This is a genomic window from Gordonia sp. B8661-1, assembly GCF_059427765.1.
Genome location: NZ_JCAHRL010000006.1, coordinates 307,531 through 333,149, shown reverse-complemented (window position 1 = coordinate 333,149; position 25,619 = coordinate 307,531). Strand labels below are relative to the sequence as shown.

Annotated in this window: 23 protein-coding genes; 15 read left to right on the top strand and 8 right to left on the bottom strand. The window is 65.5% G+C overall.

All coding sequences use genetic code 11. The features are described 5' to 3' along the window. The 8 genes from AC4JJG_RS14900 to AC4JJG_RS14865 form a co-directional block, all read left to right on the top strand. Positions 1-1,139 (top strand): tyrosine-type recombinase/integrase (locus tag AC4JJG_RS14900; RefSeq protein WP_495405784.1); only part of this gene is annotated, 1,139 nt, incomplete at its 5' end. Further along, the gene (locus AC4JJG_RS14895) at positions 1,120-3,441 is read left to right on the top strand and encodes a tyrosine-type recombinase/integrase (protein WP_495398124.1); all 2,322 of its coding nucleotides are present in this window, start codon (positions 1,120-1,122) and stop codon (positions 3,439-3,441) included. The genes AC4JJG_RS14900 and AC4JJG_RS14895, both read left to right, overlap by 20 nt. Continuing rightward, entirely contained in the window at positions 3,438-3,836 is a 399-nt protein-coding gene (locus AC4JJG_RS14890) for a DUF6262 family protein (RefSeq protein ID WP_495398125.1), read from the top strand. The genes AC4JJG_RS14895 and AC4JJG_RS14890 overlap by 4 nt, the downstream gene beginning before the upstream one ends. A gap of 209 nt (positions 3,837-4,045) precedes the next feature. Next, entirely contained in the window at positions 4,046-4,276 is a 231-nt protein-coding gene (locus AC4JJG_RS14885) for a hypothetical protein (RefSeq protein WP_495398126.1), read from the top strand. Then, complete coding sequence (locus AC4JJG_RS14880; RefSeq protein WP_495398127.1) at positions 4,273-5,217, top strand: DNA-methyltransferase; 945 nt, start codon at positions 4,273-4,275, stop codon at positions 5,215-5,217. The genes AC4JJG_RS14885 and AC4JJG_RS14880 overlap by 4 nt, the downstream gene beginning before the upstream one ends. 37 nt (positions 5,218-5,254) lie before the next feature. Beyond that, the gene (locus AC4JJG_RS14875; protein ID WP_495398128.1) at positions 5,255-7,117 is read left to right on the top strand and encodes an AAA family ATPase; all 1,863 of its coding nucleotides are present in this window, start codon (positions 5,255-5,257) and stop codon (positions 7,115-7,117) included. Further along, entirely contained in the window at positions 7,110-8,312 is a 1,203-nt protein-coding gene (locus tag AC4JJG_RS14870) for an McrC family protein (RefSeq protein WP_495398129.1), read from the top strand. The genes AC4JJG_RS14875 and AC4JJG_RS14870 overlap by 8 nt, the downstream gene beginning before the upstream one ends. Before the next feature lie 60 nt (positions 8,313-8,372). After that, positions 8,373-9,518 (top strand): hypothetical protein, encoded by a 1,146-nt coding sequence (locus tag AC4JJG_RS14865; RefSeq protein ID WP_495398130.1) that lies wholly within the window; start codon positions 8,373-8,375, stop codon positions 9,516-9,518. 361 nt (positions 9,519-9,879) lie between these two features. Here the strand turns inward: AC4JJG_RS14865 and AC4JJG_RS14860 are convergent, their stop codons facing one another. The 3 genes from AC4JJG_RS14860 to AC4JJG_RS14850 form a co-directional block, all read right to left on the bottom strand. Then, positions 9,880-11,064, bottom strand: a complete 1,185-nt coding sequence (locus tag AC4JJG_RS14860) for a TadA family conjugal transfer-associated ATPase (RefSeq protein WP_495398131.1) — start codon at positions 11,062-11,064, stop codon at positions 9,880-9,882. Further along, a complete protein-coding gene (gene ssd, locus AC4JJG_RS14855) occupies positions 11,061-12,134 on the bottom strand; it encodes a septum site-determining protein Ssd (protein WP_495398132.1) in 1,074 nt (357 codons plus the stop codon). Before ssd ends, AC4JJG_RS14860 begins: the two co-directional genes overlap by 4 nt. 94 nt (positions 12,135-12,228) lie before the next feature. Further along, positions 12,229-12,603, bottom strand: coding sequence for a PLDc N-terminal domain-containing protein (locus AC4JJG_RS14850; protein WP_495398133.1), 375 nt, complete (start codon positions 12,601-12,603; stop codon positions 12,229-12,231). Between the two features lie 326 nt (positions 12,604-12,929). Here AC4JJG_RS14850 and AC4JJG_RS14845 point away from each other — a divergent pair, with 326 nt between their 5' ends. After that, positions 12,930-13,811, top strand: a complete 882-nt coding sequence (locus AC4JJG_RS14845; protein ID WP_495398134.1) for an HAD family hydrolase — start codon at positions 12,930-12,932, stop codon at positions 13,809-13,811. 619 nt (positions 13,812-14,430) lie between these two features. Here AC4JJG_RS14845 and AC4JJG_RS14840 read toward each other — a convergent pair. Then, positions 14,431-15,186 (bottom strand): Fic family protein, encoded by a 756-nt coding sequence (locus AC4JJG_RS14840; protein WP_495398135.1) that lies wholly within the window; start codon positions 15,184-15,186, stop codon positions 14,431-14,433. Between the two features lie 232 nt (positions 15,187-15,418). Here AC4JJG_RS14840 and acs point away from each other — a divergent pair, with 232 nt between their 5' ends. From acs to AC4JJG_RS14810, 6 genes are all read left to right on the top strand, one after another. Next, a complete protein-coding gene (acs, locus tag AC4JJG_RS14835; protein WP_495398136.1) occupies positions 15,419-17,371 on the top strand; it encodes an acetate--CoA ligase in 1,953 nt (650 codons plus the stop codon). Between the two features lie 147 nt (positions 17,372-17,518). Then, positions 17,519-18,235 (top strand): HEAT repeat domain-containing protein, encoded by a 717-nt coding sequence (locus tag AC4JJG_RS14830; protein WP_495398137.1) that lies wholly within the window; start codon positions 17,519-17,521, stop codon positions 18,233-18,235. A gap of 10 nt (positions 18,236-18,245) precedes the next feature. Then, a complete protein-coding gene (locus AC4JJG_RS14825) occupies positions 18,246-19,238 on the top strand; it encodes a MerR family transcriptional regulator (RefSeq protein ID WP_495398138.1) in 993 nt (330 codons plus the stop codon). A gap of 104 nt (positions 19,239-19,342) precedes the next feature. After that, complete coding sequence (locus AC4JJG_RS14820; protein WP_495398139.1) at positions 19,343-19,864, top strand: phage holin family protein; 522 nt, start codon at positions 19,343-19,345, stop codon at positions 19,862-19,864. Between the two features lie 3 nt (positions 19,865-19,867). After that, complete coding sequence (locus tag AC4JJG_RS14815; RefSeq protein WP_495398140.1) at positions 19,868-20,803, top strand: alpha/beta fold hydrolase; 936 nt, start codon at positions 19,868-19,870, stop codon at positions 20,801-20,803. Between the two features lie 73 nt (positions 20,804-20,876). Beyond that, positions 20,877-21,740 (top strand): hypothetical protein, encoded by an 864-nt coding sequence (locus AC4JJG_RS14810; protein WP_495398141.1) that lies wholly within the window; start codon positions 20,877-20,879, stop codon positions 21,738-21,740. A gap of 87 nt (positions 21,741-21,827) precedes the next feature. Here AC4JJG_RS14810 and AC4JJG_RS14805 read toward each other — a convergent pair whose 3' ends face one another. Genes AC4JJG_RS14805 through nth form a run of 4 tightly spaced genes read right to left on the bottom strand, consistent with a single transcriptional unit; the run spans position 21,828 to position 25,379 of the window. Further along, entirely contained in the window at positions 21,828-23,027 is a 1,200-nt protein-coding gene (locus AC4JJG_RS14805) for a MarP family serine protease (protein ID WP_495398142.1), read from the bottom strand. After that, entirely contained in the window at positions 23,024-23,980 is a 957-nt protein-coding gene (locus tag AC4JJG_RS14800; protein WP_495398143.1) for an NUDIX hydrolase, read from the bottom strand. Before AC4JJG_RS14800 ends, AC4JJG_RS14805 begins: the two co-directional genes overlap by 4 nt. Further along, a complete protein-coding gene (locus AC4JJG_RS14795) occupies positions 23,977-24,693 on the bottom strand; it encodes a TlpA family protein disulfide reductase (protein ID WP_495398144.1) in 717 nt (238 codons plus the stop codon). The genes AC4JJG_RS14800 and AC4JJG_RS14795 overlap by 4 nt, the downstream gene beginning before the upstream one ends. Then, the gene (gene nth, locus AC4JJG_RS14790) at positions 24,690-25,379 is read right to left on the bottom strand and encodes an endonuclease III (RefSeq protein WP_495399561.1); all 690 of its coding nucleotides are present in this window, start codon (positions 25,377-25,379) and stop codon (positions 24,690-24,692) included. Before nth ends, AC4JJG_RS14795 begins: the two co-directional genes overlap by 4 nt. Positions 25,380-25,619: the final 240 nt, after the last annotated feature.

Genomic DNA, 25,619 nt, shown 5'->3' with positions numbered 1-25,619 from the left:
GTCATCCTTCCAGGCCGCCCTCCCGGGGCAAGCCAGATCAGATGTCACCTAACCGTGCACCAGTCCCGTCTTACGCATACGGGCTGGCCGCGTGGTGGACAGTCCTGGAGCACACCGGTCATGCGTGGGATGACTTTCCCACCACGCTGTTCGGGGAGTTCCTGCGCTATCTCCGCAGTGGCGACCTACCTAATACAGCGCGGATTGGCCCACCGGCCGAGGACGTGGGTATGGCTGATTCGTCTCTCCAGCCTCGCGGCGCGGCAGTGCTCTCGATGTATCGATACTTCGCCGACGCCCACGACCTCACCGGCCCCTATCGCCGCCTCTACTCATCACACGCCCGCACCGCACGCCGCAATCCATACTCGCCTTTTCTGACCGGAGTCGGCCCACAACAGTCGCGTGACCAACCCATCTACCGGCATCGCACACCCAACCGGACCGAGACTCCGATCCTGTTGCCAGGCCAGGTCGTCGCCATTCTCGACGCCTGCTCGACACAGACTGAGCAGGAGTGGTCAGGGAGCGCCTCCGGGTTACGCGACCGTTTGCTGTTCGCAGTACTGGCTGAAACGGGAATGCGGCTGGGCGAAGCACTATCATTGCGCCACCACGACTTTCACATCAGCGGCGGCGACACTCCATACGTGCAGATTGCTGGCCGCAACGACCACCCGCACGGTGTGCGGGCGAAGTCGGGTGCACGTCGCATCTACATCGGCGACGACCTGGTCGGTCTTTACAGCGAGTTCGTGTGGCAACTGATCGCGCAAGGGGCAGATGTCGCCGTCAACGACCTGTCGACACATTTCGTGTTCGTCAACCTCGCCAGAGGCGAGCGATACGCGGCGATGCGCCCCGACACCGTGTACGACAAGGTCGACACAATCAGCAAAGCGACGGCTGAATTGCCCGACCAGTGGACACCGCACTGGTTTCGGCACACGCACGCCACAGCACTGCTCCTCAATGGAGTCCGCGAGCACGTCGTCATGAGACGACTGGGGCACGCCGACGTGCAAACAACTCTGTCGATTTATGGGTGGGTGACCGAGGACGCCGAAATGCGTTCCGTCGCAGAGTGGAAGAACTATGTCGCGGGGTGGAAGGGACTGCATGACAGCGGACAGGAATAGACCTTCTGGCTCGCGGGCACACCGCCCTACCACTCCCGGCCTGGAACTGACCGACCCGGTGTGGGGTCGCGAATGGGCCAGGGTCCCCGAGGAATGGCGCACCCTGCAGTACAGCATCGACACCGCCCCGGCGAACACCGTGTTCCTGCAGAACCAGCGCTACATGACCGCCAACCGTGCAGCCGAGTTCCACGACTTCACTCCAGCGTCTGTGCCGCAACGGTTCTGCGACGAAATTGCCTGGTGGGTGTGGCTCTGCGGGCATGAAGGTATTCGCAAGATGGAACCGTCGCTATTGAAGTGGTGTGGTCGCGCCCTCGACGCCGCCGTCGCGGAATACCAGGCCGCGCACCATCGGGAACCAACGAGTATCGCCGATCTCGACGTGGCACACCTGATCCGTCATGCACTCGTCGGGTTCGAACGCCGCAACCAGCGACTGCCGAGCACCGGCGCCCGCCGCAACATCACCCACATGATCGAGCAACTCCACCTCTACGTCTCGGTACGCTGCACCGCGAAACCGTGGTGGGCCCACGATGTGTGGGACCTTCGCGCCGACCCGCGTATTCCGGTCCGGGAACATGAACCCACCCACGACAAGTCCGTCAGACTCGGACCGATCGAACCAGTGTGGTTCCGCGAAGGCATCAGATTCTGGCTGCGCACCTCGCTCACCGGCGAGTTGCTGCGCTGGTCATCGGTGACCGAGCGTGCCCGCGACGCTGCCCGCCACCTCGGTCCGTTTCTGACCTCACACGAGATCAACGACCCGATCATCGCCGACAACCGCGCTGCGCTGCGCCAGTTCTTCTCCGACTTCTCCGACTACCTCTCGTCGCCCGACGCCGGTTTCAGACCAGACAAACCACTGTCGGACAGCGCAATCGACGCCACCCAGTCTCAAACTCAGGTGTTCTACACGTTCATGGCCGACAACGCCGACGAAGCAGCGCTCGCGACCGGCAACAACGGGTGGGCGAAGCTGACCGACTCACACACCCGCCTGTGGGGGCCGGCGTTCAAAGGCCGACGAGGAAAGAACCAGCGTGAGCTGACATGGTTCTCCACCTCCGAGTTACAGCAGATGCTCTGCTACCTCGACGTGCTCGCCGGTGACCGCGCTGTCCCCGTAGCCATCACTCACCCCGACTCAACAATCTCCCTGGTCGACGGCCTCGGCGATCCTCAAGCAGCCCGCACCTGGCTTCTGCAGGCGCTAACCGGTCGGCGGGCGTCCGAGATACTGATGCTCGATTTTGACCCTCTCCTGCCGATTCCCGGCCAGGAACGCCCCACCGAGTCGGACGACCCAGACGCATTCGTGGCGAAACTGAGATACCAGCAGACCAAGGTCGACGGGGTCCTCCCAACGATTCTCGTCGAACAAGCCGTCGTCAACGTCATCCACGAGCAACAGGCGTGGCTCAAAGCTCGATACCCGGCCTTGACGCCGAAGTACCTGTTCCTCGGCATCCGACATCAGCATCAAGGGCAGCTTCCACGCACCTACCACTCCTACCGCGAGAAGCTGAGCAAGCTCGACAAAATTCACGGTCTCACCGACGCCGCAGGGCATCCACTGCGGTTCTCCCAAACACATCGGCTGCGGCACACCCGCGCCACCGAACTCCTCAACGACGGCGTACCGATCCACGTCGTACAGCGCTACCTCGGTCACGCCTCACCAGAAATGACGCTGCGCTACGCAGCCACCCTCGCCGCCACCGCAGAAGCAGAGTTTCTGCGCCACAAGAAAATCGGAGCCGCTGGAGTGGACATCGGCATCAGCCCCACCGACATCCTCGACATGACCCAACTGTCCCAACGCACCGACCGAGTACTGCCCAACGGGGTCTGTCTACTACCACCCCTGAAGACCTGCGACAAAGGCAACGCGTGCCTGACCTGTGGGCACTTCGCCACCGATGCAACACATCTCGAAGAACTCGAAGACCAACGCGCCAAGACGATCGCCCTCGTCGACGTGCGGCGACGCCAATATCTCGACCGCACCGGCCGCGAACTCACCGACGACAACGTGTGGATCCACGAACGCCGCCGCGAGATCACCTCACTTGATGCGATCATCGACCGCCTCAACACTGACGCATCACCCGACGGTGACGGCCGGAGCATCAGCGGAGCCGGAACCGCAAACAGGTTGCCGCTGCTCCAAATCAAGACCCGAGGCAGCCACGAATCTGTACTACGCAAAGCCGACCCCGCTTCCAGCGACACAACCGCGAGCCCCGAGCCTGCCACCAACGATCCCGGCGCCCATCCAGGCAAGTCCCAGTGAACGCGTCGAAGCCTCCCCCGCCAGGCGAGAAGGCACAGCGCGGACTCGCCCGCCACCGCGACACGGTGGCCGCCGCCAAACGCCGAGACATCGACAGAGCACTCCGAGACCTACGCAAGGCCAACGCACCTATCACCGTCGCGGCCGTCGCTGCACGCGCGGGTGTTTCCCGCAAGACCATCTATAAACACACGGACGTCATCGCGACGATCGACCAATATCGTGGCGCCCGCGCTCCGAACTCTGCTGCCGAAACCACCAGCCGTGAGGCGGCGATCGTAGCGGCGCTGCGTCGCAAGATTGCAGCCTGCGAGGTCGAGAACAAGCAGCTGAGATCTGTCATCGCCGATCAGAAGCAAACGATCGAGATGCTGTATGGCGAACTCGACCGGTAGCCGGGTTCTCACACCACTTCGAACGTGACGAGAAGATTCGGTTGATCATGACCGCTCGTCGCGCAGCGCTGCTCTGCGCTGCTATGTGTGACTTGCGACACGCCAGTGGGCCCCGGTGCTGACCACAAGACGTCTAGACGTCTATAGTCAGTGCCCATAGCTACTCTCGCTCCTGCTACACCACAACGCGAATTCGGAGGTCGGCCACGATGACAGACAGTACCCGCAGGGGGCCAGGCGTCGTCCGCGATGCGATCATCAGAGTGTTTGAGGCCAAGAAGACAGAGCTGACCGTAGCCGAGCTCCGCGAACTTGTCTGCGCCGACCTGCAGACCGAGGTCCCCGCGTCGAGCGTTCGGTCGTATCTGAACATCAACACGCCCGAGAAATTCTCGCGCACCGGCAGGGGCCGTTACACCCTCAACAGGGCAAAGCGATGAGTCCAACGAAGAAGTCGAAGGACACCAAGACTCAGCCGTTCCGAATCGGGCACACCGAACTACATACGGCCGATTGCCTAGACTGGCTCGGCAACCGCGCAGAGAAATCCATTGCGGCCGTGGTGACTGACCCGCCCTACGGCCTGCACGAATACAGCGACAAGCACCTCGCGAAACTGCGTGCAGGCAAGGGCGGCGTGTGGCGCAAACCCCCCTCCTTCGACGGCAACCAGCGCGCACCACTGCCTCGTTTCACCACTATGTCTGCATCCGACCTGACCTCGCTGCACGAGTTCTTCACAACCTGGGCGACAACCCTTTTTCCTGCCCTGCTTCCCGGAGGCCATGTCATACTCGCGTGCAATCCCCTTGTCTCGCCATATATTTCGATGGCACTGAACAAAGCGGGACTCGAACGTCGCGGCGAGATCGTGCGCCTCGTACAAACCATGCGCGGAGGCGACCGACCGAAGAATGCCCACGAGGAATTCGATGACGTGTCCGTGATGGCTCGCGCGCAGTGGGAACCATGGCTCGTCTACCGTCGGCCTATCGAAACACGCACTGTCGCCGACAATCTCAGGAAGTATAAGACTGGCGGACTGCGTCGGATCAGCGACGCCCAGCCGTTCGGGGATGTCATTCGATCGAGCCCGACTCCGAAGAAGGAGCGCGAGATCGCACCACACCCGTCACTCAAACCACAGTCCTTCTTGCGGGCAGTGGTACGGGCATCGCTGCCGTTGGGTGAGGGAATCGTGCTCGACCCATTTGCGGGGGCTGGGTCGACGTTGGCAGCCGCAGAAGCCCTCGGCTACCAATCCATCGGAATCGAACGCGACCCGGTCTACGCGGAGCTCGCGCGAGGTGCCATCGCGAAACTGTCGCAGCTCACCGTTCCGGGCGCTGAAAACGTGAGCGCACCCATACCATCCACCTAGCATCTCGCCCCCACCTCGCTGGTCTAGTGTGCTCAGTGTGGCGGACATCGACGAGCTGATCTTCAGCGAACTCATCGGCAACAAACGCGGTATCGCTGACACGCAGAACTGGCGCTACCGAGTCCTCATGGCTATCGCCGACAGTGGTGCGCATGGCTCGACCGACCATGAACTCGACGAGCGACTCAAGCCTCCGGGCGGTGCGAGCAACATCCGGCCTCGCCGTGGCGAACTGCTGCAAAACGGCTACATCGAGGACTCAGGGACCAAGCGCAAGACCCGATCCGGGTCCCCGGCGACAGTCTGGAGGCTCAGTGCCGGAGATAAGCCGGTTCTTACTGCGGCATACACCTCCAGCGACTGCGTTCTTGCCGCCCAGGTGGCGCAGAGCGCGTCGGGCGGTCCACCGCTGTCGAGCGCCGACCAGGCACACGGTGAACGACTACGTGCGCGGTTGGCCTTGCTTGGTCGCATCTCACGGCTCACTTCCAACGACATGGATCGCCCGGTGTCGATCGAAGCCCCGACACCGGGACCGATCGCGATCATCCTGACAAGACCCGAGAGCGGTGCCGCTGGATTTCGACTGGCCGTCTCCCTCGATGGTCAGGGTATGCGGTTGCGAACAGAGATCGACAGAGCGGACACAGCGTCACCGAAAGCAAACGAACGTGCCCAACGTTTCCGGCGAGCGTTGGCGGGGCTTCCGGCTGGTGACATCGATACGCTGGACGCACTACGGCAGGACGGCTGGGTCTTCACCATTTCCAAGCCCAACGGCACGTCAACGCAGTCGGCCTCCTCGCACGATTGGGTGGCAGAGTTGGCCGCCGACCCCGCCACCACCGGTGGCGCCGAGTTGCTCGTCGACCCGCAGTCACTGGATGCGGCTGGCTCATCGATCGCTGACCAGCTTCGTAGTCTCCTGCAGTTCCTTGTGCCGCTCGACAGCGCAGCGCAAGGCACCGCGCATGACCCGATCCAAACACTCGTCGACGACCTCCTCTGGGACGAAGATCGTGCACGCAGGCTCGTCGCACTTACTGGCAGAGCGCGGCAATTGCTTTTCTCCGGCCCACCTGGGACCGGCAAGACCCTCGCCGCACGCAGACTTGCCACAGCCATGACCGCACCCTCGCGGATCAAACTTGTCCAGTTCCACCCGACCTACGCCTACGAGGATTTTGTCGAAGGAATCCGACCGGTCATGGCAAACAACAGCCACGAAAATGACAACGCTGATGCCATGGAGAACAGTGATGGCGCAACGCAATCGACCGGACCCGAGGCGGACCCAGCCAACAGCGCCCTTCGCTATGAACTGCGCGATGGCATCTTCAAGAAGATCGTTAGCGAGGCTCAAAAGAATTACCCTGCACCCTATTTCGTGATCGTAGATGAGATCAACCGCGCTAATCTTCCCCGCGTCTTCGGAGAACTCCTCTTCGCGCTGGAGTATAGAGGCGAAGACAACGCAGTCAGTCTCGCCTACAGCAACGACCAGTTCTACATCCCCGACAACCTCTGGCTGATCGGGACAATGAACACGGCCGACCGGTCTGTATCGTTGCTCGACGCGGCAATGAGACGGCGTTTCAAGGAGGTTCAGTTCGGAGTCGACTACGCCGCCATCGAACGTTGGCATGACCGCTACACCACGAAGGCACTCGGACTCGAGGCTTCCAACCGGCTCCGACGCCTCAACGACCAAGTCACCGAACTACTCGATGGTGACCGGGCGATAGGCCACGCATTCCTTATTCGAGCCGATCTCGCGGACGTTGGTTTTGAGACCATCTGGGACGAAGACCTCGAACCGGTACTCCGCGACCACCTACTGGGTCGCACCGACGACCTACCGGACCTCCGAAATGCCTTCCTGAGTAATCAGAATGGCTGAAACACTTCACTTCACGGAGACCGATCCAGCCCAGGAACACGAATTCTCTCGTGCGGAAATGCGGGCACTTCGCCGAGCCCGACACGGACTGCACCTGACAGAGCTGAGCGCAAACGGAACCTCAGTACTCGCGCGAGTCGGCCCCAAGACCGGGTACGCCGGGAGCGTCACACTCCCCGGCGGCCGAGGAATCGTGGTGCAGCCAAAAGCTGCCATCAACAACCTCCCCGAGATGCTTGCGCTCGCCTACCGGACACTCGCTCCGCCGCCACCAGCTGGAATCACCAGCGTCACCGATACCTCCCCGTCTGACTGGCTCCTCATTCAGCTCGCGAGCGAAGTCAATACACTCATGGCCCGTGGATTGCGGCGAGGATACGTTGAACGGCGAGAGCAACTTCCGTTCGTACGCGGCCGTACACGGCCAATCACGAACCCAGCAAAGCTCCCCCTCCTAGACTGCGAGTACACCGACTTCGTGGTTGATACCCCGGAGAACCAGCTGCTCCGTGCGGCGCTCGATCTGCTCGCTCCGACGGTACGCAACCGCAACGTCCGGCGGATGTACGACGACGCTCTACACCAACTCAGCAATGTTCGCCCAACCAGATTGTCTCTGACCCAATTTGACCGGGTACAACTCACCAGATTGAACCAGCACTATCTGCCCAGTCTCCGGCTTGCGCGACTTGCCCTCGAAGGCGCCGGTGTTGCCGACCTCGCAGGGGCTCTTACCGCGCCAGCATTCTTCGTACTCATGTGGAAAGTCTGGGAAAACACCGTCGAGTCCGCCCTTGCTGATTCCGGAGTCACAGCACTCCGCTCGAAGCCTCGATATCGATCGGCGTTCGCACACAGCGACGGGAAGCCCGAGCTACCGATCACGATCGAACCCGATCTGACCATCGGTCCGCGAACGCACCCACGCTTGGCCGTCGACCTGAAGTGGGGACCAGCCCTCATCAAGACGCGTCACGGCAAGCTCGCCTTCAATAACGCTCATCTATACCAAATCGGCACGTATACAACAGCTCTCGGATGCGATGGTCTACTCCTGTATCCCCAGATGACCGCCCCGGTGGACGTAACGTACACATTCAACGGCCACAAGATCTACATACGAACCGTCGATCTGAACGTCCCGAACCTCTCTGAGCTTCGCGCCGAAGCCCAGAGAGTGGCCGCCAGTCTGTGATTGACTGCGCTCAGGAAGACTCTCACCCGAAATTGGTCTGGCATCTGGAAGCATGAGGGCATGGCATCGACCCCCGGTTCTGACGACGCACCGGGCCTTCAGGAATTCACGATCCATTCGCTGAACAACTACTCCAACATCGCTTTTACCAGCCTCATCAGCCGCTACGACTTGCAGCCCGATCAGGTGCAGGCCATGCTCCGTCATGACCATCGCCTCCTGAAGGCGCAGCTGAAAGCTGCTTCGATCGACTACGGTCGGCTGTCAAACGCGCTCGTGCCCAGAGCCGGCCGCCACGAGGTTGCCTTTGTATTCGATTCGACGCGATCTGAGCGAGCATCGTACGGATACGATTTCGCGCAGAGCTGGGTACCAGTGCTACGACAGCACGGGCCCGACAAGACCGCCCTGAGAGTGGGTGACGTTGCTGGCCTGCCCGATCGATACTTGTGGCAAGAGTTCGCGCGACGCCTGGTAGGTCCCAGCAGTTGGCCTCAGCTACCTGCGAGTTGCTACTTCGTCGTCTACATGACGAATCTGTCTGCAGCGCAGCGCTCGAATATCGCTGCAGCACTGTTGGATGCATCCGGCGGCTACCTCGGCTACGTTGACTGCTCCACATGGACCCCTCTCAAAGCGGGCCTGTACTTGCCGCAAGTAGGGCTACGTCTGCACGACGACATCATCTGCGAGATGGACCTTGATGGCGACGTGAACCTTATTGGATACCCCTACGAGGCAAATGGTTTCAGAGTCATCGGTATTGACGAGGCGCTATATGGACCGTTTCTCATGCACCGCCTGGACAATGGAATCCCGGAGTGGGCCGATGTCGATAGCTCGGTCGCGTTGAGCCTACTTGGAGGAAATCTTCAGCCAGCCACGGCGACACGGGTGGTGATCGACGAGAGCCGGATTACTTACCTCAACCGAGAACACCACAACTCCCTGCGCGCGGCGGGCCTATACGACCTGAACATCAACGCTTTGGCAAATGCCATCAAGGCGAAGCTGACCAACGGAATCGTCTACAACTTGCGATTCAGGCTCGGCAAACGCGGCGACCAGCCCACACCCGAGCTGAACGCGATGATGTACAGCGTCCAAGTCGAGTTTCCCGCCGACGATGGGATCGTTCGGCGGTACCAGGTCGGAATGAAGTACACCGCCGAAACGCACACAAGCGAGATCGTGACGTTCAACTAGCGATCCAGGGGTAGGCTGATCTGAATGCCACCCTGCTGCAACAGAATACAGATGCACGTTCGGCCGCCCCGCTATAAGCCTGCCCTCGGCGACCAGCTGTCGAGTCTTTCCCAGATCCCGAACGAAGGCCGTTCCGCCGCGACTACGACGATACCGCCCTGGCTGACGGGGTGGGACAGCACACTTTCGACCTCGAATTCGATCCCAGGTGCGTCGCATGGAAATATCCAGGTGCCTTCTTCCAGCGCCGCCCAGACATCATCGTGGTGACCGGAGTCCATCGGAGCCATGCTGGTCTCGATGACCGCGGTAGGACCATCGTCGACTCGCCGCCAAATGCTGCTGCCGGGGCGTGGGGTGATCATCGAGCCCGACCGTTCTGGCGGGACAGGCAGGTGGCGGCGGCGGGCGTTGAGCGATGTGGGACGCGCGCCCAGCGAGCCCCAATCGGTAACAGTGGTGTTGGGACGTGTCTCCGCTTAGGCTCGCGGGGTGCCAGGAGGCTCATCGGTAACAATCGGTAACGGCGAAGCCTAACCCCAGATAAGACGGCGGCCGCCAACTGACTGTGCAGCGCCGACCGGTCCATTCCACCCAGTGCGGCAAGCGCTTCCATGCGTGCGGGCACCTCGGCGGTCGAGTTGGCGTGCAGCGTCCCGGCTGAACCGTCGTGACCGGTGTTGAGCGCGGTCAGCAGATCGATGACCTCGGCACCCCGGACCTCACCGACGATGATCCGGTCCGGCCGCATGCGCAGCGCCTGCCGCACCAGAGCGCGGACGTGGATCTCGCCCGCGCCCTCCACATTCGCCGTTCGGGCGACGAGGCGCACAACGTGCGGATGGGGCGGGTTCAGTTCGGCCGCGTCCTCGACACACAGGATCCGTTCGGCCGGATCCATCGCCCCGATGAGGGCACCGAGCAACGTTGTCTTGCCGCTTCCGGTGTTGCCGACCACGAGAAAGGCGAGCCTCGCGGCAAGGATGCGGCGCACCGTCTCGCTGATCTCGGCGGGCACGGCGTCCAGGCGAACGAGATCGTCGAGGTCCCGTGTGGCCGTGCGGAGTACCCGCAGCGAGATGCAGGTGCCGTCGGCCGCGATCGGCGGGATGACGGCGTGCAACCGCACCGCGTATCCCCGTCTGCCGACACCGGTCAGCTGACCGTCGACCCAGGGTTGCGCATCGTCGAGGCGTTTGCCCGCCCCGAGGGCCAGCCGTACGGCGAGCCTCCGGACCGATGTCTCGTCGTCGAAACGCACACTGCTCCTGCGTAATCCACGTCCCCGGTCGACCCACACGTGCTCGGGTCCGACGACCAGGATGTCGGCGATGTCGGGTTCGGCGAGCAGCCCCTCCAGGCATCCGGCACCGATGAGTTCGGTCTGCAGGAAGCGCAGTGCGGCAAGGAGATCGATGTCTCCGAGCACTCCACCGGACTCCGCGCGGATCGCGTCCGCGATCACCTCGGCGGTCGGCTCCGCGGCATCGGCGGCGAGGCGGTCGCGCACGCGATCGAGCAACTCGCCGTAGGCGGTGCCGGTCATGACGCGGCCCGGTAGGCGACGGTCCGGTCGGTGCGGTCGAGCCGGCGGATCACCTCGCGCGCCGCATGCCCGAGCGGTTGTCGCGGCCCCACGCGGAGTCTGCCCGACTCCACCCGGCCCGTCAGTCCCGGATCCGGACGATAGGTGACGAGGTGCGGGAGTTCGACGGCCTCGGCGACCTGTGCGGGCCGCAACCCGCCCGGTGCTGGGCCACGTACCGCGAGTTCGACCGCCGCACCGTACCGGCATGCCACCGCCGCGACGGCCCGTGTTGCCGCGACCGCATGCACGGTCGCCGTCGTGAGTACGACGATCAGATCCACCGATTCACAGACGGCCCGCGACACCGGGCCATCCGACCGCGGTAGATCCACCACCACGACATCACCGTCGGCGCGTGTCGCGTCCAGCGCCGACCGCACCGCATCGGCACCGATACGGATCTCGGTGTCCCGGCGCGGCGCGAGGACCGCCAGACGGTCGTCCGCGTGCGGAAGTGCATCACGTAACGCCTGCGCCCGGATCGCACCACCGGCCAGCGACAGGTCCTGCCACCGCAATCCGGGCACTCGCTCGATCCCCAGCAGCAGATCGAGTCCCGCGCCGAAATCATCGACATCGAGCAATAGCGCCCGGCTGTCATCGGCCGCGCTCAGGGCGACCGCGGCGGCCAGTGTGCTCGCACCCGCACCGCCGTGACCGCCGATGATCGCCACCGCACGACCGGGACCGCTCCGGGGCGCCCGGATCTCCCCGAGCAGCGTCACGAAGTGGGCCTCATCCGCCGGCAGGCTCACTGCATCGTCGGCGCCGAGGCCCAGCGCCAGCCGCCAGATATCCGCCGGGGGCTCGGCCGCGCTGACCATCATCACGCCCGGCCGCCGGGGAGGCCCGATGTCGGACAGCTCGCGCACCGAGTCGGCATCGACGACGACCGCGGGGGCCCGCAGCCACTGGCGATGGCAATCCTCGGGCTCGGCCACCACGATGCGATAACCGGCCGCCGCCGCACATCGGGCCACCGGGTCGCGGAGTTCGGTGTTCACCAGGACCAGAAGTTCATCCGTCATGGCGCCATCATCAGCCGCCTCACGGACGTGATCACCGTCCGCGACCGCGCCACGACGTCACCCTGTGGATGAACTGATGCCTGTGGAGAACCCGTCAGTCGGCCGGAGCCGGCGGCTCGGGTTCCCCGGCCTCACGCGCCTTCTGCTCGCGGGCGATCCGGCGCTGTTCCTCAGCACGATCGCGCAGGTTCTGCAGGAATTCCCGATCCGCTTCGGGATCTGCCGGGATATAACGACCGGGCCGCTCGTACTCCGGAAACTCCGATGCCGCACCGCGCGCCCGTGGGACGTCGTCGGCGGTCGGGCGCCCGATCGCCAGCCACAGCAGGGCACCGACGAGCGGCAGGACGATCACGAGCAGAACCCACGCCATCTTCGGCAGACCACGTACCCGGTGGTCGTCGGTGCTGATGATGTCGAACAACGCGATCGCCATGATCACGAGATAGATGAGCCCCAGATACGGCACGATCGTTCCCCCGAGTCGTTGATGTCGAACAGACTGCGTTTACGATAGCGGAGCTGAGCGATGCTCCGGATGCGGGAACGAAGACCGTGCGGAAAGATGGCGCGGAACGGCGAAAACAGCCTCAGACAGAGGACGACCCCGGCCAGGGGGGGAGGAGGCCGGGGTCATCGCGCTTCAGCCCCGGGGGGTCGGGCTGAAGGGCACCGGCAATCTCAGCCGGCTAAAAGCGGCTATACACACCATTCTCGAATAATTGCAACTACAACAAAATCTCTCCTACGCTCGGTTTTCAGATCGCTGCCAGCATGTTTGCCCGTGCCGAGAGGGTGCACGACCCGTCAGGCGCGCAAGGGTTACGCGGCGCCCATCCACGCCGTACGCTGGCCGTTGTGACCGACACCGCACCGGCGGGCAACAGCGGACGTATCGCGGCGTTCTTCGACCTCGACAAGACGGTGATCGCGAAGTCCAGCGCACTGGCATTCTCGCGGCCGTTCTTCGAGGAAGGCCTGATCAACCGTCGTTCGGTGCTCAAATCCAGCTACGCGCAGTTCCTGTTCATGGTCACCGCCGCCGATCACGACCAGGTCGAACATCTCCGTCGGCACGTCACCGAGATGTGCCGGGGATGGGACGTCGGCCAGGTGAAGGCCATCGTGCACGAGACACTGCACGACATCGTGACTCCCCTGATCTTCGAGGAAGCGGCCCAACTCATCGACAGCCACCGCCGGCGCGGACACGACATCATCCTGATCTCGGCCTCCGGCCACGAGATGGTGGCTCCCATCGGCGAACTGCTCGGCGTCGATCATGTGGAGGCCAGCCGCATGGAGGTCGTCGACGGTCACTACACGGGCGAGCTCGAGTTCTATTGCTACGGCGAGGACAAGGCGGTCGCGATGCGCGCCCTTGCCGCCTCGGAGGGCTACGACCTGAGCCGCTCGTACGCATACTCCGATTCGGTGACCGACGTCCCGATGCTGGCCGCGGTCGGACATCCCGCGGCCGTGAATCCCGATCGCCAGCTGCGCCGCAGGGCGGCCGAGAACGATTGGCCGGTACTCACTTTCAGCCGCTCCGTCCCCCTGCACTCGCGGATTCCCACACCATCGGCCCGGACGACGGCGGCCATCGGCCTCGGTGCGGGCGTGGCGGCCCTGAGTGCGTTCGGCTGGCATTCGCTGCGACGCCACCGCGCAAGCTGACGGCGGCACGGTCCGGCAAGCGACGACTCGGACAAAGAACCCACCGCAACTTTGAACGAACGAGCCTCTTGATGTGATCGCGGTCACGGTGTACAAAGTGGGTACGGAATCTCGGAAGGCAAAGTTCGATCCGGAAGAGAAGGAGCGGACCCCCACGCCGAGCACTTCCCAGCACGAGCGGCAAGCACCCACGCGGAGCGCGCCGCATATGGCAAAAGCGTTGTGCGCCTGCGATATCGGGACCAGCACAGAACAAGTCAGTGACCAGTAGCACGGGCCGGCGACGGAGTGTCAGGAGGACCCCGTCGGGAACCGAGGAATTCCCCGTTCGAGCCGGACGAATCGATCCGATCAGGACCGGGCCGCAAGGCCTGGGGAGACGGAACGAATCGATCCGATAACCTCGAAACGCGCAGAACGGCACCATCTTTCGAACTGGTTCTCGCTGAGGCGGACTGGCTGGGATCACGGTCCCTCGCCGAGGCGGTCCACACAACCCACCAAGCACGCTTGGTAACTTGGGCTCGTGCTACGCGGGCGGCAACCCGGCCATCGGCCGGGGAGGCCGCCCGCAGTGCGTTGTCAGGAGACTATCGGCGACATTGCGCCGCAGCAGTTTTCAGTTTCCGCGCGCGGCATCGGCGATCGACCGCGCCTCGGCGGCCCCGGCCTCCAACGCCTCACAGCACAGGATGATCCATCCACCAACACCTTCCGGTGTTCCGGATGCGAAGTCGGCCGCGCGGGAATGATATTCGGCCGAGCGCCGCAGCCACGTCACCTCCGGCACACCCAGGTTGTGCGGATCCAGACCGGTCGACGTCGACACGAGGCGTGACGCCGCCCGCGCCACGATGCCGTTCGCCGTGGGGAAGGCGCCGATGCCGAGCAGTTCGCCGTGGACCACCGCGGCGAGCACCGGCGCGGGCGCTCGCGTGGCGCCGGTGATCAACTGCCCCAGGAGATCGAGCCGCGGCGCGACCTGTGCGCCGGCCGCGGGGCGTCCGAGCATGTCCGGGTCGTCGACGAGATCCGCCGCCGCCAACATGTGGAGTCGCGCGAAGGCCTGTGCCGGTGCCCGCCGGAACACCGCGGTGATCTGCTCCAGCGCGGGGCCGTCGAGTTCCTGCGCCACCCGCATCGCACCGGCGAGAAGCGGATCGTCGAAGTCGCCGTCCCGGCGGAGTTCGACGCTGCCGCCGTCGATCGCCGCCGACGACCGGCCGGCACGCCATGAAGCCTCGGTGGCCGTCTTGTCCCAGCCGCGTAGATTCGCGGGATGCCGATGCACGGCGCTCAACGCGTCGCGAGCACGGTCGGAGGCCTCGGCCACGCCGGGCAGTTCGAGGAGCGGCGCCAGTGGATCGGATGTCACGCGTCCACGATAGTGCCCCGGAATCCGGCGAACCGGCGGGGCACGACGCCGCGACGTCCACCGCTCGTCGTATCGGTCCGACCATTCGTCGCGCCCCGGTGACGGCTGAACCCACCGGATACTGCAACGACGTTCCAACGTGACTACCCTCACAATGAGAATCCATCGTCCTCGCATGTCACGCGGTGTCATGCGCCAGATGCGCCCCGAGAGCGAAAGGTCCACGCCACTCATGTCCTCCGCCACCACTTCGTCCGCCCAGGGATATCCGCCATCGGAGGAGTTCGTCGCCCAGGCCAACGCCGGCGCGGAACTCTACGACCGCGCCGAGGCCGATCGCCTCGAGTTCTGGGCGGAGCAGGCCCGGCGTCTGGACTGGGACACCGACTTCACCCAGGTCCTCGACTGGTCGGACGCACCCTTCGCCAAGTGGTTCGCCGACGGCAAACTGAACGTCGCCGTCAACTGCGTCGACCGCCATGTGGCCGCGGGCAAGGGCGACCGGGTCGCGATCCACTGGGTCGGCGAGCCCGGCGACACCCGCGACATCACCTACGACGAACTCCTCGCCGAGGTGTCCAAGGCGGCCAACTACTTCGAGGCCATCGGCCTGAAGCCCGGCGATCGCGTGGCCATCTACATGCCGATGGTCCCCGAGGCGATCGTCTCGATGCTGGCGTGCGCCCGACTCGGACTCACCCACTCGGTGGTCTTCGCCGGATTCTCTTCCGGCGCACTGCGTTCCCGCGTCGACGATGCGGAAGCGAAGCTCGTCATCACCACCGACGGCCAGTTCCGCCGCGGCAAGCCCGCCCCGCTGAAGACCGCCGTCGACGAGGCACTCGGCACCGGCGACGATGCCGCGAAGTCCGTCGAGAAGGTGCTCGTGGTGCGCCGCACCAATCACGATCCGGACCTGAACTGGGTCGAGGGCCGCGACGTGTGGTGGGAGGACACCGTCGGCGAACAGTCCCCGACGCATGAGGCACAGGCCTTCGATGCCGAACACCCGCTGTTCCTGCTCTACACGTCCGGGACCACCGGTAAGCCCAAGGGCATCGTGCACACCTCGGGCGGCTACCTGACCCAGGCGTCGTACACCTTCCACTACGTGTTCGACCACAAGGAAGGCCGCGACGTCTTCTGGTGCGGCGCCGACATCGGCTGGGTGACCGGCCACTCCTACCTCGTTTACGGGCCGCTCTCCAACGGCGCCACCGAGGTGATCTACGAGGGCACCCCGAACTCGCCCGACGAACACCGTCACTTCCAGATCATCGAGAAGTACGGCGTCACCATCTACTACATCGCCCCGACGCTGATCCGCACCTTCATGAAGTGGGGCAGGCAGATTCCCGATGCTCATGACCTGTCGTCGGTCCGGCTCCTCGGTTCGGTGGGCGAACCCATCAACCCGGAGGCCTGGAAGTGGTTCCGCGAGGTCATCGGCGGCGACAAGGCGCCCATCGTGGACACCTGGTGGCAGACCGAGACCGGCGCGATCATGATCTCGCCGCTGCCCGGCGTGACCGTCACGAAGCCAGGGTCCGCGATGGCCCCGCTGCCCGGTGTCAGCGCACAGATCGTCGATGACGACGCCAACCCGGTCGGCCCCGGCGAGCAGGGCTACCTCGTCCTCGACAAGCCGTGGCCGTCGATGCTGCGCGGCATCTGGGGTGACGAGGAGCGCTTCAAGGAGACCTATTGGTCGCGATTCGCCGACCAGGGCTGGTATTTCGCCGGCGACGGCGCGCGTTTCGACGACGATCACGCGCTGTGGGTGCTCGGACGCGTCGACGACGTCATGAACATCTCGGGTCACCGCATCTCCACCGCCGAGGTCGAGTCCGCGCTCGTCGGACACTCCGGCGTCGCGGAAGCCGCCGTCATCGGTGCTGCCGACGAGACGACCGGACAGGGCATCGTGGCGTTCGTGATCCTGCGCGAAGGTGTCGAGGACACCGGCGACGCCCTGATTTCCGAACTGCGCGAACAGGTTTCGGTGGAGATCTCCCCGATCGCCAAACCGCGTGAGATCAATGTGGTGCCGGAACTGCCGAAGACCCGGTCCGGCAAGATCATGCGGCGCCTGCTCAAGGATGTCGCCGAGGGCCGTGAACTCGGCGACACCTCCACACTCGTCGACCCGTCGGTCTTCGAGGCGATCCGCCGGCGAAAGAACTGAGCACCCCGCTGGTTGAGCGATTCCCCCGCTGATTGAGCTTGTCGAAATCCGCCCGTGCGGGGTTTCGACAAGCTCAACCGGCGGTCGGGCTCAACCAGCGTTCGGGCTCAACCAGCAGTTGACTTCCTCGCGCTTGACCTTGTCACTGTGACAAGGTTTTCACTGGGTGCCGAGGAGGTGATCGCGATGAACAACGCGATGACGGAGGACCGGCGCCACCGGCTGCATCGGGCACTGACGGAGGGTGCGTCGTCGATGCGATTGCAGGCGGCACTCGCCCTGGGGACCGAACCGGACGATGACGCCGTGGCGGCGCTGGTGCGGCGGGCCGGTGTCGAACCGGATTTCTTCGTGCGCGACATGCTGACCTGGGCACTCACGCGGCATTCGACGGAGGTGACCGTTCCCGCGCTCGTGGCGGAGCTGTCGTCGCGGAGCGCGCAGGCGCGCAGTCAGGCCCTGCACACCCTGTCGAAGATCGGCTCGCCCGCCGGCTGGGGCGATACGGCGTGGCCGCTGCTCCACGATCGCGACGACGAGGTGGCGCGGGCCGCCTGGCGTGCGTCCGTCGTCCTGGTCCCCGCACACGACCGGCTCCGGCTCGCCGCGGAATTGGCGAAGGAACTGGGCCGCGGTGGCCGGGAGGTCCGCCGCAGCCTGGCACGCGCACTGATCGCACTCGGCGATGCCGCGATCCCGGTCCTGCTCGACGCCCGGCGCAGCGCATCGGCGGAGGTGCGCGAACACGCGTCGGAGATCGACCGGCTGATGATCGATCCCGACGGGGAGTTCGCCGGAGCGGAGGACGATGCGAAACGGGCGGTGTCCCTGAAGGATGCGCCCATGGCGGAGCCGCCCGGATGATCGGTGCGCCATGTTGATCGGCGAAGTGTCGGAGCGGTCCGGGGTCAGCGCCCGGATGCTCCGGCACTACGACCGTGTCGGGCTGGTGACCCCGGCCGGGCGCACCCCGGGCGGGTACCGCGATTACTCCCCCGACGACCTCGCGCGACTCTTCCGGGTCGAGGGTCTCCGCTCACTCGGACTGTCGCTGAACGACATTCGCGACGTTCTGCGCGACCGGGACATGCCCGACCCACGCGCACTCATCGACGAACTGGCCGCTCGGTCCCGTCGTCGGCTGGCACGAGAACGCGAACTGTTGGCATCACTGGAACGCGTCGCCGACGCGGGACCCGACGATTGGACCGACGTCCTCGCCACCGTCCGCCTGATGAACGGTCTGCGGCCGTCATCGAACGAGCGGTACCGCGCGGCCCTGGCCTCCGGGAGCCATCTGTCTCCGAACGCCATCGCCGACGCGTTCCTCGCCGAGGACGACCCGGTCGTCGGTGGTGCGCTGATGTGGTCGCTCGCGGGCTCCGGCGTCGAGGTGCTGTCGGCCGGACTCGGTGCGACGGATACCGCGGTCCGGCGACGGGCTGTGGCCGCACTCGCCAAGCTCTCCGCGCCGGAGGTCGCCGATGTCCTTCGGCCTGCCGTGCACGACACGGATCCGATTGTCGCGGCCAGGGCGACACTGGCCCTCGGCGCCCGTGGTGACCTGTCGGTCATCCCGGCTCTCATCGACCTGATCATCGACGGCACCAGCGACGTCGATGCCGCCGATCTGCTGCGTGATCTGTCGACATCCGCGGGCACCACCGACGAGGTCGCCGCCGATCTCGGACGGCGTCTCCACGTTGAGGGCCTCGCGGGCGCCGCACGAATACGGCTCGCTCAGGCCCTCGTCGAACTGCCCGGCCCGACCGCCGACGACCTGCTCCGCGGCCTGTCGGACGACCGCGAACCGGCCGTCGCGGCACTCGCGGCGTTACGCGCACATCACGGTCGCCGCGGCAACTGACGGGAATCCCGGCGAATGTTCGGCACCCACACGCCGGGTAGCCCCCACGCCGATGCGGCCTCGCATGGCAACATGAACCGCGTACCCGAGCCACGGAGGATGCAGTGAGCCGCAACGAGCACGGCCAACCCGCGCAACGACCCGGATCGGTCCCGTCGATTCCGCTGTCCGACCCGAACCTGGGACGCGACGGTGAGCCGACCATCGGCAACCTGGTCAAGGACGCGTCCGCGAGCGTGTCCACGCTCTTCCGATCGGAAGTGGCGCTGGCCAAAACCGAACTCGTCGGCGAGGCGAAGAAGGCGGGCGCCGGTACCGGCCTGCTGATCGTCGCCGGCGTGATGGCGCTGTACTCCAGCTTCTTCTTTTTCTTCTTCCTCGCCGAACTCTTGGACAACTGGGTGTCGCGCTGGCTCGCCTTCCTCATCGTGTTCCTGATTCTCGTGCTGATCACCGTGGTGATGGCGTTCGTCGGATACCTGTTCTTCCGCAAGGTGCGCGGACCGAAGAAGACCATCGAGTCCGTCAAGGAAGTGCAGACCGTGCTGCCGGGCAAGCACGCGGCCACGTCGTCGAACGATCTTCACCCGGAACTGCCCCGGGCGCACGATCCCCGACGAGGCTGAGAGTTGGTGGCGGGTCCCGACCCGTCCAGCGTCCGGATTCCCGGCAGCTGGCATCACTTCGACGTCCGCGCCAACGGTCTGCGTTTCCATGCGGTGGAAATGGACGGCCGGTGGCTCGCCGATCGGCCGCTCGTTCTCCTGCTCCACGGGTTCGGTGAGTTCTGGTGGAGTTGGCGGCATCAGCTCACCGCGCTGACCGACGCCGGGTATCGCGCCGTCGCCGTGGATCTTCGCGGCTACGGCGACTCCGACAAACCGCCACGCGGCTACGACGGATGGACGCTGGCCGGTGACACCAACGGCCTCATCCGCGCCCTGGGACATACCGAGGCGAGTCTTGTCGGCCATGCCGACGGCGGGCTCGTCTGCTGGGCCACCGCCACCCTGCACCCACGCGTGGTCAACCGGATCGCGGTCATCGCATCGCCGCACCCCAGAGCACTGCGTCGCGAGGTTCTCCGTGACCGCAGGCAACGCTCGGCGTTCCTGACCGGCTTCCTCCGCAATCAGTTGCCGCGGATCGGCGAGCGGCACCTGACCCGACGGGACGGCGCCTTCATCGAGGACTACTTCCGCGAACGGGCCTCGGCCCGATGGCAGAGCACCGAGGACTTCGCCGACACCGTCGCCCGCAACCGGTCGGCGGTCCAGATCCCCTATGTCGCGCACTGCAGTCTCGAGTATCAGCGCTGGGCGTTCCGCTCCCAGTTCCGACCGGACGGCATGCGGTTCATGGAGTTGATGAATCAGCGCCTGCACATCCCGGTGCTCGCACTGCGCGGTCGCGACGACCCGTTCATCCTCGATCACCTGATGGCCGGCAGCCACGAGTGGGCCGCCCGCATGACGTACTGGCAGATCGAGGGCAGCGGCCACTTCGCGCATCAGGAATCGCCGGCACGCACCAACGAGCGCATCATCGACTTCCTCCACGCCTGACGTTCGCTCCGACCGAATGAATCGGCGGACGTCACCGCGCGACCCCGGTGCCACGCGTGTCATCATCGTCGCCATGACCACGCCTTTCCCCTACCCGCCGACCGGGCCGTCGCCGATGGCCCCCGAGCCCGCACGTCGAGAACGCTCCGGAGTGGTCGACGGACTGATCAGTGCGGGCTCGATCATCGGGATCTTCGTGGTGTGGGCGGTCGCCGGCATCGCCGTCGGCTGGGCTACGACCCGCGGCAATCAGATACCGCTGATGTGGGTGAAGATTTTCGTGGGCCTGTTCTTCGAGTTGGCGCTTGCCTGGCTCTTGCTGTTCCGGGCGCGCTCCCGCCGCCAGGGACTCAGGGCGGCAGGACTCGCCACACTGTTCTTCATCCTCAACCGGCTCGCCGCGATGGTGATCGCGATGAGTTACACGTTCGGCTTCAGCCGCGAGATTGTCGACATCGCGCGAGCAGCCGGTGTCGGATTGTTCTTATTCGGAATCACCATCGGGTGGGCGGTGGCCCGTCGCCGAAGTGCCGGTGCATGGATCGGCATGGTTGCCGCGCTCGTGGTGGCCTGCGGCGCATTCGCGGCGACGTTCTTCGCACATATCGTCGCAACACTCGTCACGGTGTACCGATTCGGCGACTCCTACACCATCCTGGTGTCCACCGGTGCGACACTCATCGCCGTTGGTCTGTGCCTCGGCCTCGTTTCAGCCGCCGATGCGATCGGCGTCGCCATGAGCACCACACCTATTGGGCCACAGCCGTTTCCGCCGATGCCGCCACAGCCGTCCGGCTATGCGCCCACGCAACCGGGGCCCGCACCGCGCCCGCACGCTCCGATGTTTCCACCCACCTACGCGCCTTCGTCACCGCCGCCGCAGGGTATGGGCTACCCCCCGCCTCCGTCCGGTTACACGCCGCCGCCCAGGTCGTGATCGCGATTCACGCGACCTCGGTTCGTTCCTGCGACCTCGGCCGAAGTCGCGGGAACGAGATGAGGTCGCGGCAGGCCGTGGCGGTGATCAGGGGTGCACGCAGGCCTGCGTGCTGACGCGAGCGGATTTGCTCTCCGAGTCGGCGAGGTTCGGCTGAACCTGCTTGGCGGTCAACACGAATCCGGTCTCATCGGTCGTATCCTCCGCGGCGCCGAAGACCACGCCGAAGACCTCGCCATCGGAATTGATCATGGGCCCACCGGAATTGCCCTGCCGGATAAGGCCGCGCACGGTGTACACCTCGCGCAGGATCTGTCCCGTCCGGTAGATGTCGGGTCCGGACAGATTGATGGTCTCTCGGACGCGGACGGGGCTCACGGTGAACGGTCCGGCCTCCGGGTATCCGAGGACGATCGCGTCATCACCCGTGCGCGCCGGGCGTTCCGCGAACCGCAGTGCGGGCGCGGTCAATCCGGGGACGTCGAGGATCGCGATGTCGTTCTTGCTGTCGAACACGACGACGCGCGCAGCCAGTTGCTGACCGTTCGGAGACGACACCGACAGCCGTCGGGTGCCGGCCACCACGTGCGCATTGGTCATCACGCGCTCCGGCGACACCACGAAACCGCTGCCCTCCAACGCCTGTCGGCAACTCGGCGCAGTGCCTTCGACCTTGATCACGCTCGGCCGTACCTGATCCACGACTGGCAGGCGCGCGAGCGCCGGATCCGGCGGCTGCACAGTGGTGACCGGCGTGCGACCGAACGGCCCGATGACCTGCGGTAGTCCCGAATTGTCCAGCAGCGCGCTGAAATCCCGGGGTAGATCACGCAACCACTGCGGCGCCAGATCGTCGACACCACCGAGGATCTTGGACCCGCGCACCGACGAGGACAGTTGCGTACCAGTGGAACTCGAGAGCGGAATCGCGAGCAGCCATGCCGCCACCAGCACCGCGATCAACTGCAGCACCGACCCGACGACACTGTCGACGCGCCGCACCCCACGGGACCGGATACCGCTACGCGCCGCCCGGCCCAGGATCATGCCCGAGACCTGCCCCACCACGACCAGCGCGATGAGCAACAGCACACCGACGAGCAGGCGGGTCCGCTGATCGTCGAAGTTCGAGATCACATGTGGGGCAAGCAGAATCCCGGCAACCGCACCGAGGATCACTCCGAGGAAGGCGAGCCCCGACGCCACTGCTCCCTGCCGGAAACCACTGGCCGCCGCGAGTAGCGCGACGACCAGGACGATCACGTCGACCCATGCGGAACCCGTCATGGAGTCACCGCACCGGAGGTCGACCCATCGCCGTCGGCACCGGACTCGCTCGCGCCGCTCCCGGCGGCGACACCCGGCCCGCTCGCTTCGCTCCCGGCGGCGACACCCGGCCCGCTCGCTTCGCTCCCGGCGCCGCGGCCCGGCCGCATCGACTCCGGCAGGATCGCCGCAAAGCCGGTGGTCTGCCTGCCACCCGCAGCCTCGATCGCCTCATCCAGGGGACGCACATCGGCATGATCCCATGGCACATCCCAACCCGCGGCATCGCTGATCGCCGCCAGTAGGCCGCCGGTGAATCCCCACACCAGCAAACCGTCGACCATGAACGCCGGCCCCTGGTACGCGCGGGCACCGAGAACGCTTCGCTTCACCTGGAATCGATTCTCCGGCGACAGCAGCTCCCGCAGATTCACCCGCGCCACACGGGCGGTCTCGGCGGTGTCCACCACACCGACCTCGCTCGGCTCGCGCCAGTGGGCGAGAACCGGCGTGACATCGAAACCCGAGACCGGTACCGGGAACGACGGGAGGTTCGCCACCACGTGCACACCGTGCTCGGACAACCCGGTTTCCTCGGCGGCCTCCCGCAGTGCGGTACCGACCGGATAATCGTCGCCGGGATCCATTGCGCCACCCGGGAACGCGATCTGACCACTGTGCTGGCGCAGTGTGGTCGCACGCTCGGTCAGCAAGATGTCCGCGTCGGCGGGCAGTCCGCCCGGATGATCGGCGGCCGCGTCCCAACTGCCCGCGACCAGCACCAGAACGGCGGCGGCACGCTTGTCACGACCCAGCATCGACGCCCAGCGTCCACGGTCACCGCCCCGGTTGAGGACCGAATCGGCGACGGCGGCGACATCGCCGGTCAGCGCACGCATCCACGGCGGGATGTCGGTGTCGGGCACCAGCGGCCCGATGTGCGGGCGCCGAAGATGATCGTCGGTGCGGCTCATGAGTCGACCCCCAGGTGTTCGCGGACCGCCGCGGCGATCTCGTCCGGACTGTCGAAAACCTGCGGGAGCACCTTGGCGACCGTTCCGTCGGGCCGGACCAGGATCGTCGACGGGAACACCCGCGGCGCTCCGACCGCTGCCGCCACGCGCGCCTCGGTGTCGAGCACAACCGGCAGCTGGATCTTGTTCTCGATGAGGAACTGCAGGGCGAGGTACGGGTTACGCGCGCCCTCCTGGGCGTGGACCGCGAGCACGTTCACCCGATCACCGGCGCGCCGGGCGTACGCGGCGAGTTCGGGCATCTCCTGCCGACAGGGCAGACACCAGACGGCCCACATGTTGATGACCAGCGGCTTGCCCGCGGTACGCGCTCCGACGTCGTAGGGCACGCCGGTGCCGAGGCACGGTTCGACGACACCGGCCAGTACGGACCCGGGCGCGGGGGCCGCGCCGCCGGTCGGGCAGCCCGGGAGTGCGGCCTCCGATCGCGCACGGGCGAGATCCCCCTCGGCCACCGGCGCGCCGGTCGCGTTCAGTCCGGTCGACGGCGGTCCACCGGCGGGTGTCGGTGACGGATCGTCGGCGCCCCGCGGCCAGATCGCGACGATCAGGGCGATCATCACGACGATGAAGACCAGCGTCCACCGGGCGGCCGACGAGAACCATGGACCACGCGAGGCGTTCGCCGCCTCGCTCGAATCGTTGTCACTCACTTCGCCGATAGTCCCGCCAGGTCGAGGAGATGCTCGGTCTCCGGTCCCTTCACGAGCTTTGCCGCTTCGGTCTTGTCCATCGGTCCGAGACCGGCCGACGGACAGTCCTTCGCGAGGATGCACACGCCGCACGCCGGTGTCCGCGCATGGCAGATGCGGCGGCCGTGGAAGATCACGCGATGCGACAGGTCGGTCCAGTCCTTGCGGGGAAAGAGTTCGCCGACGGCATGTTCGACCTTGACCGGGTCGGTCTCCTCGGTCCAGCCCCAGCGGCGCACCAGGCGCCCGAAATGTGTGTCGACGGTGATCCCCGGCACGCCGAACGCATTGCCGAGCACCACGTTGGCGGTCTTGCGGCCGAAGCCCGGCAGGGACACCAGCTCCTTGAGGGTGTTCGGAACCTCGCCGTCGAACCGCTCCAGGAGCTCCCGCCCCAGGCCGATGATGGAGTTGGCCTTGTTCCGGTAGAAGCCGGTGGAGCGGATCATCTCCTCGAGTTCCACCCGGTCGGCCTCCGCGTAGGACCGTGCGGTCGGGTACGCCGCGAAGAGCGCGGGCGTCACCTGGTTGACCCGTACGTCGGTGCACTGGGCGGACAGGATCGTCGCCACGGACAATTCGAGCGGCGTGGTGAAGTCGAGCTCGCAGTACACGTGCGGGAATTCGAGTTCGAGCCCCCGATACATCCGCCGGGCGCGACGCACCAGACCGAGCGGGGTTTCGGCACGACGGGCCCGCTGCGGTGCGGCCGACTCGTTGGTCTGCCCGGATCTACGTGCGCTCACCCAGTTCAGGGTAGCCAGGTCCGGACAAGGGTGACGTGACGGTCACGACTCGGACACTCGGAATCCGTCGTCCGAACGGATACCGCAGGACACCGATCGCGTGTTGGTAACACTTCAGTGACGGCCGCCGCTGCAGTTGGG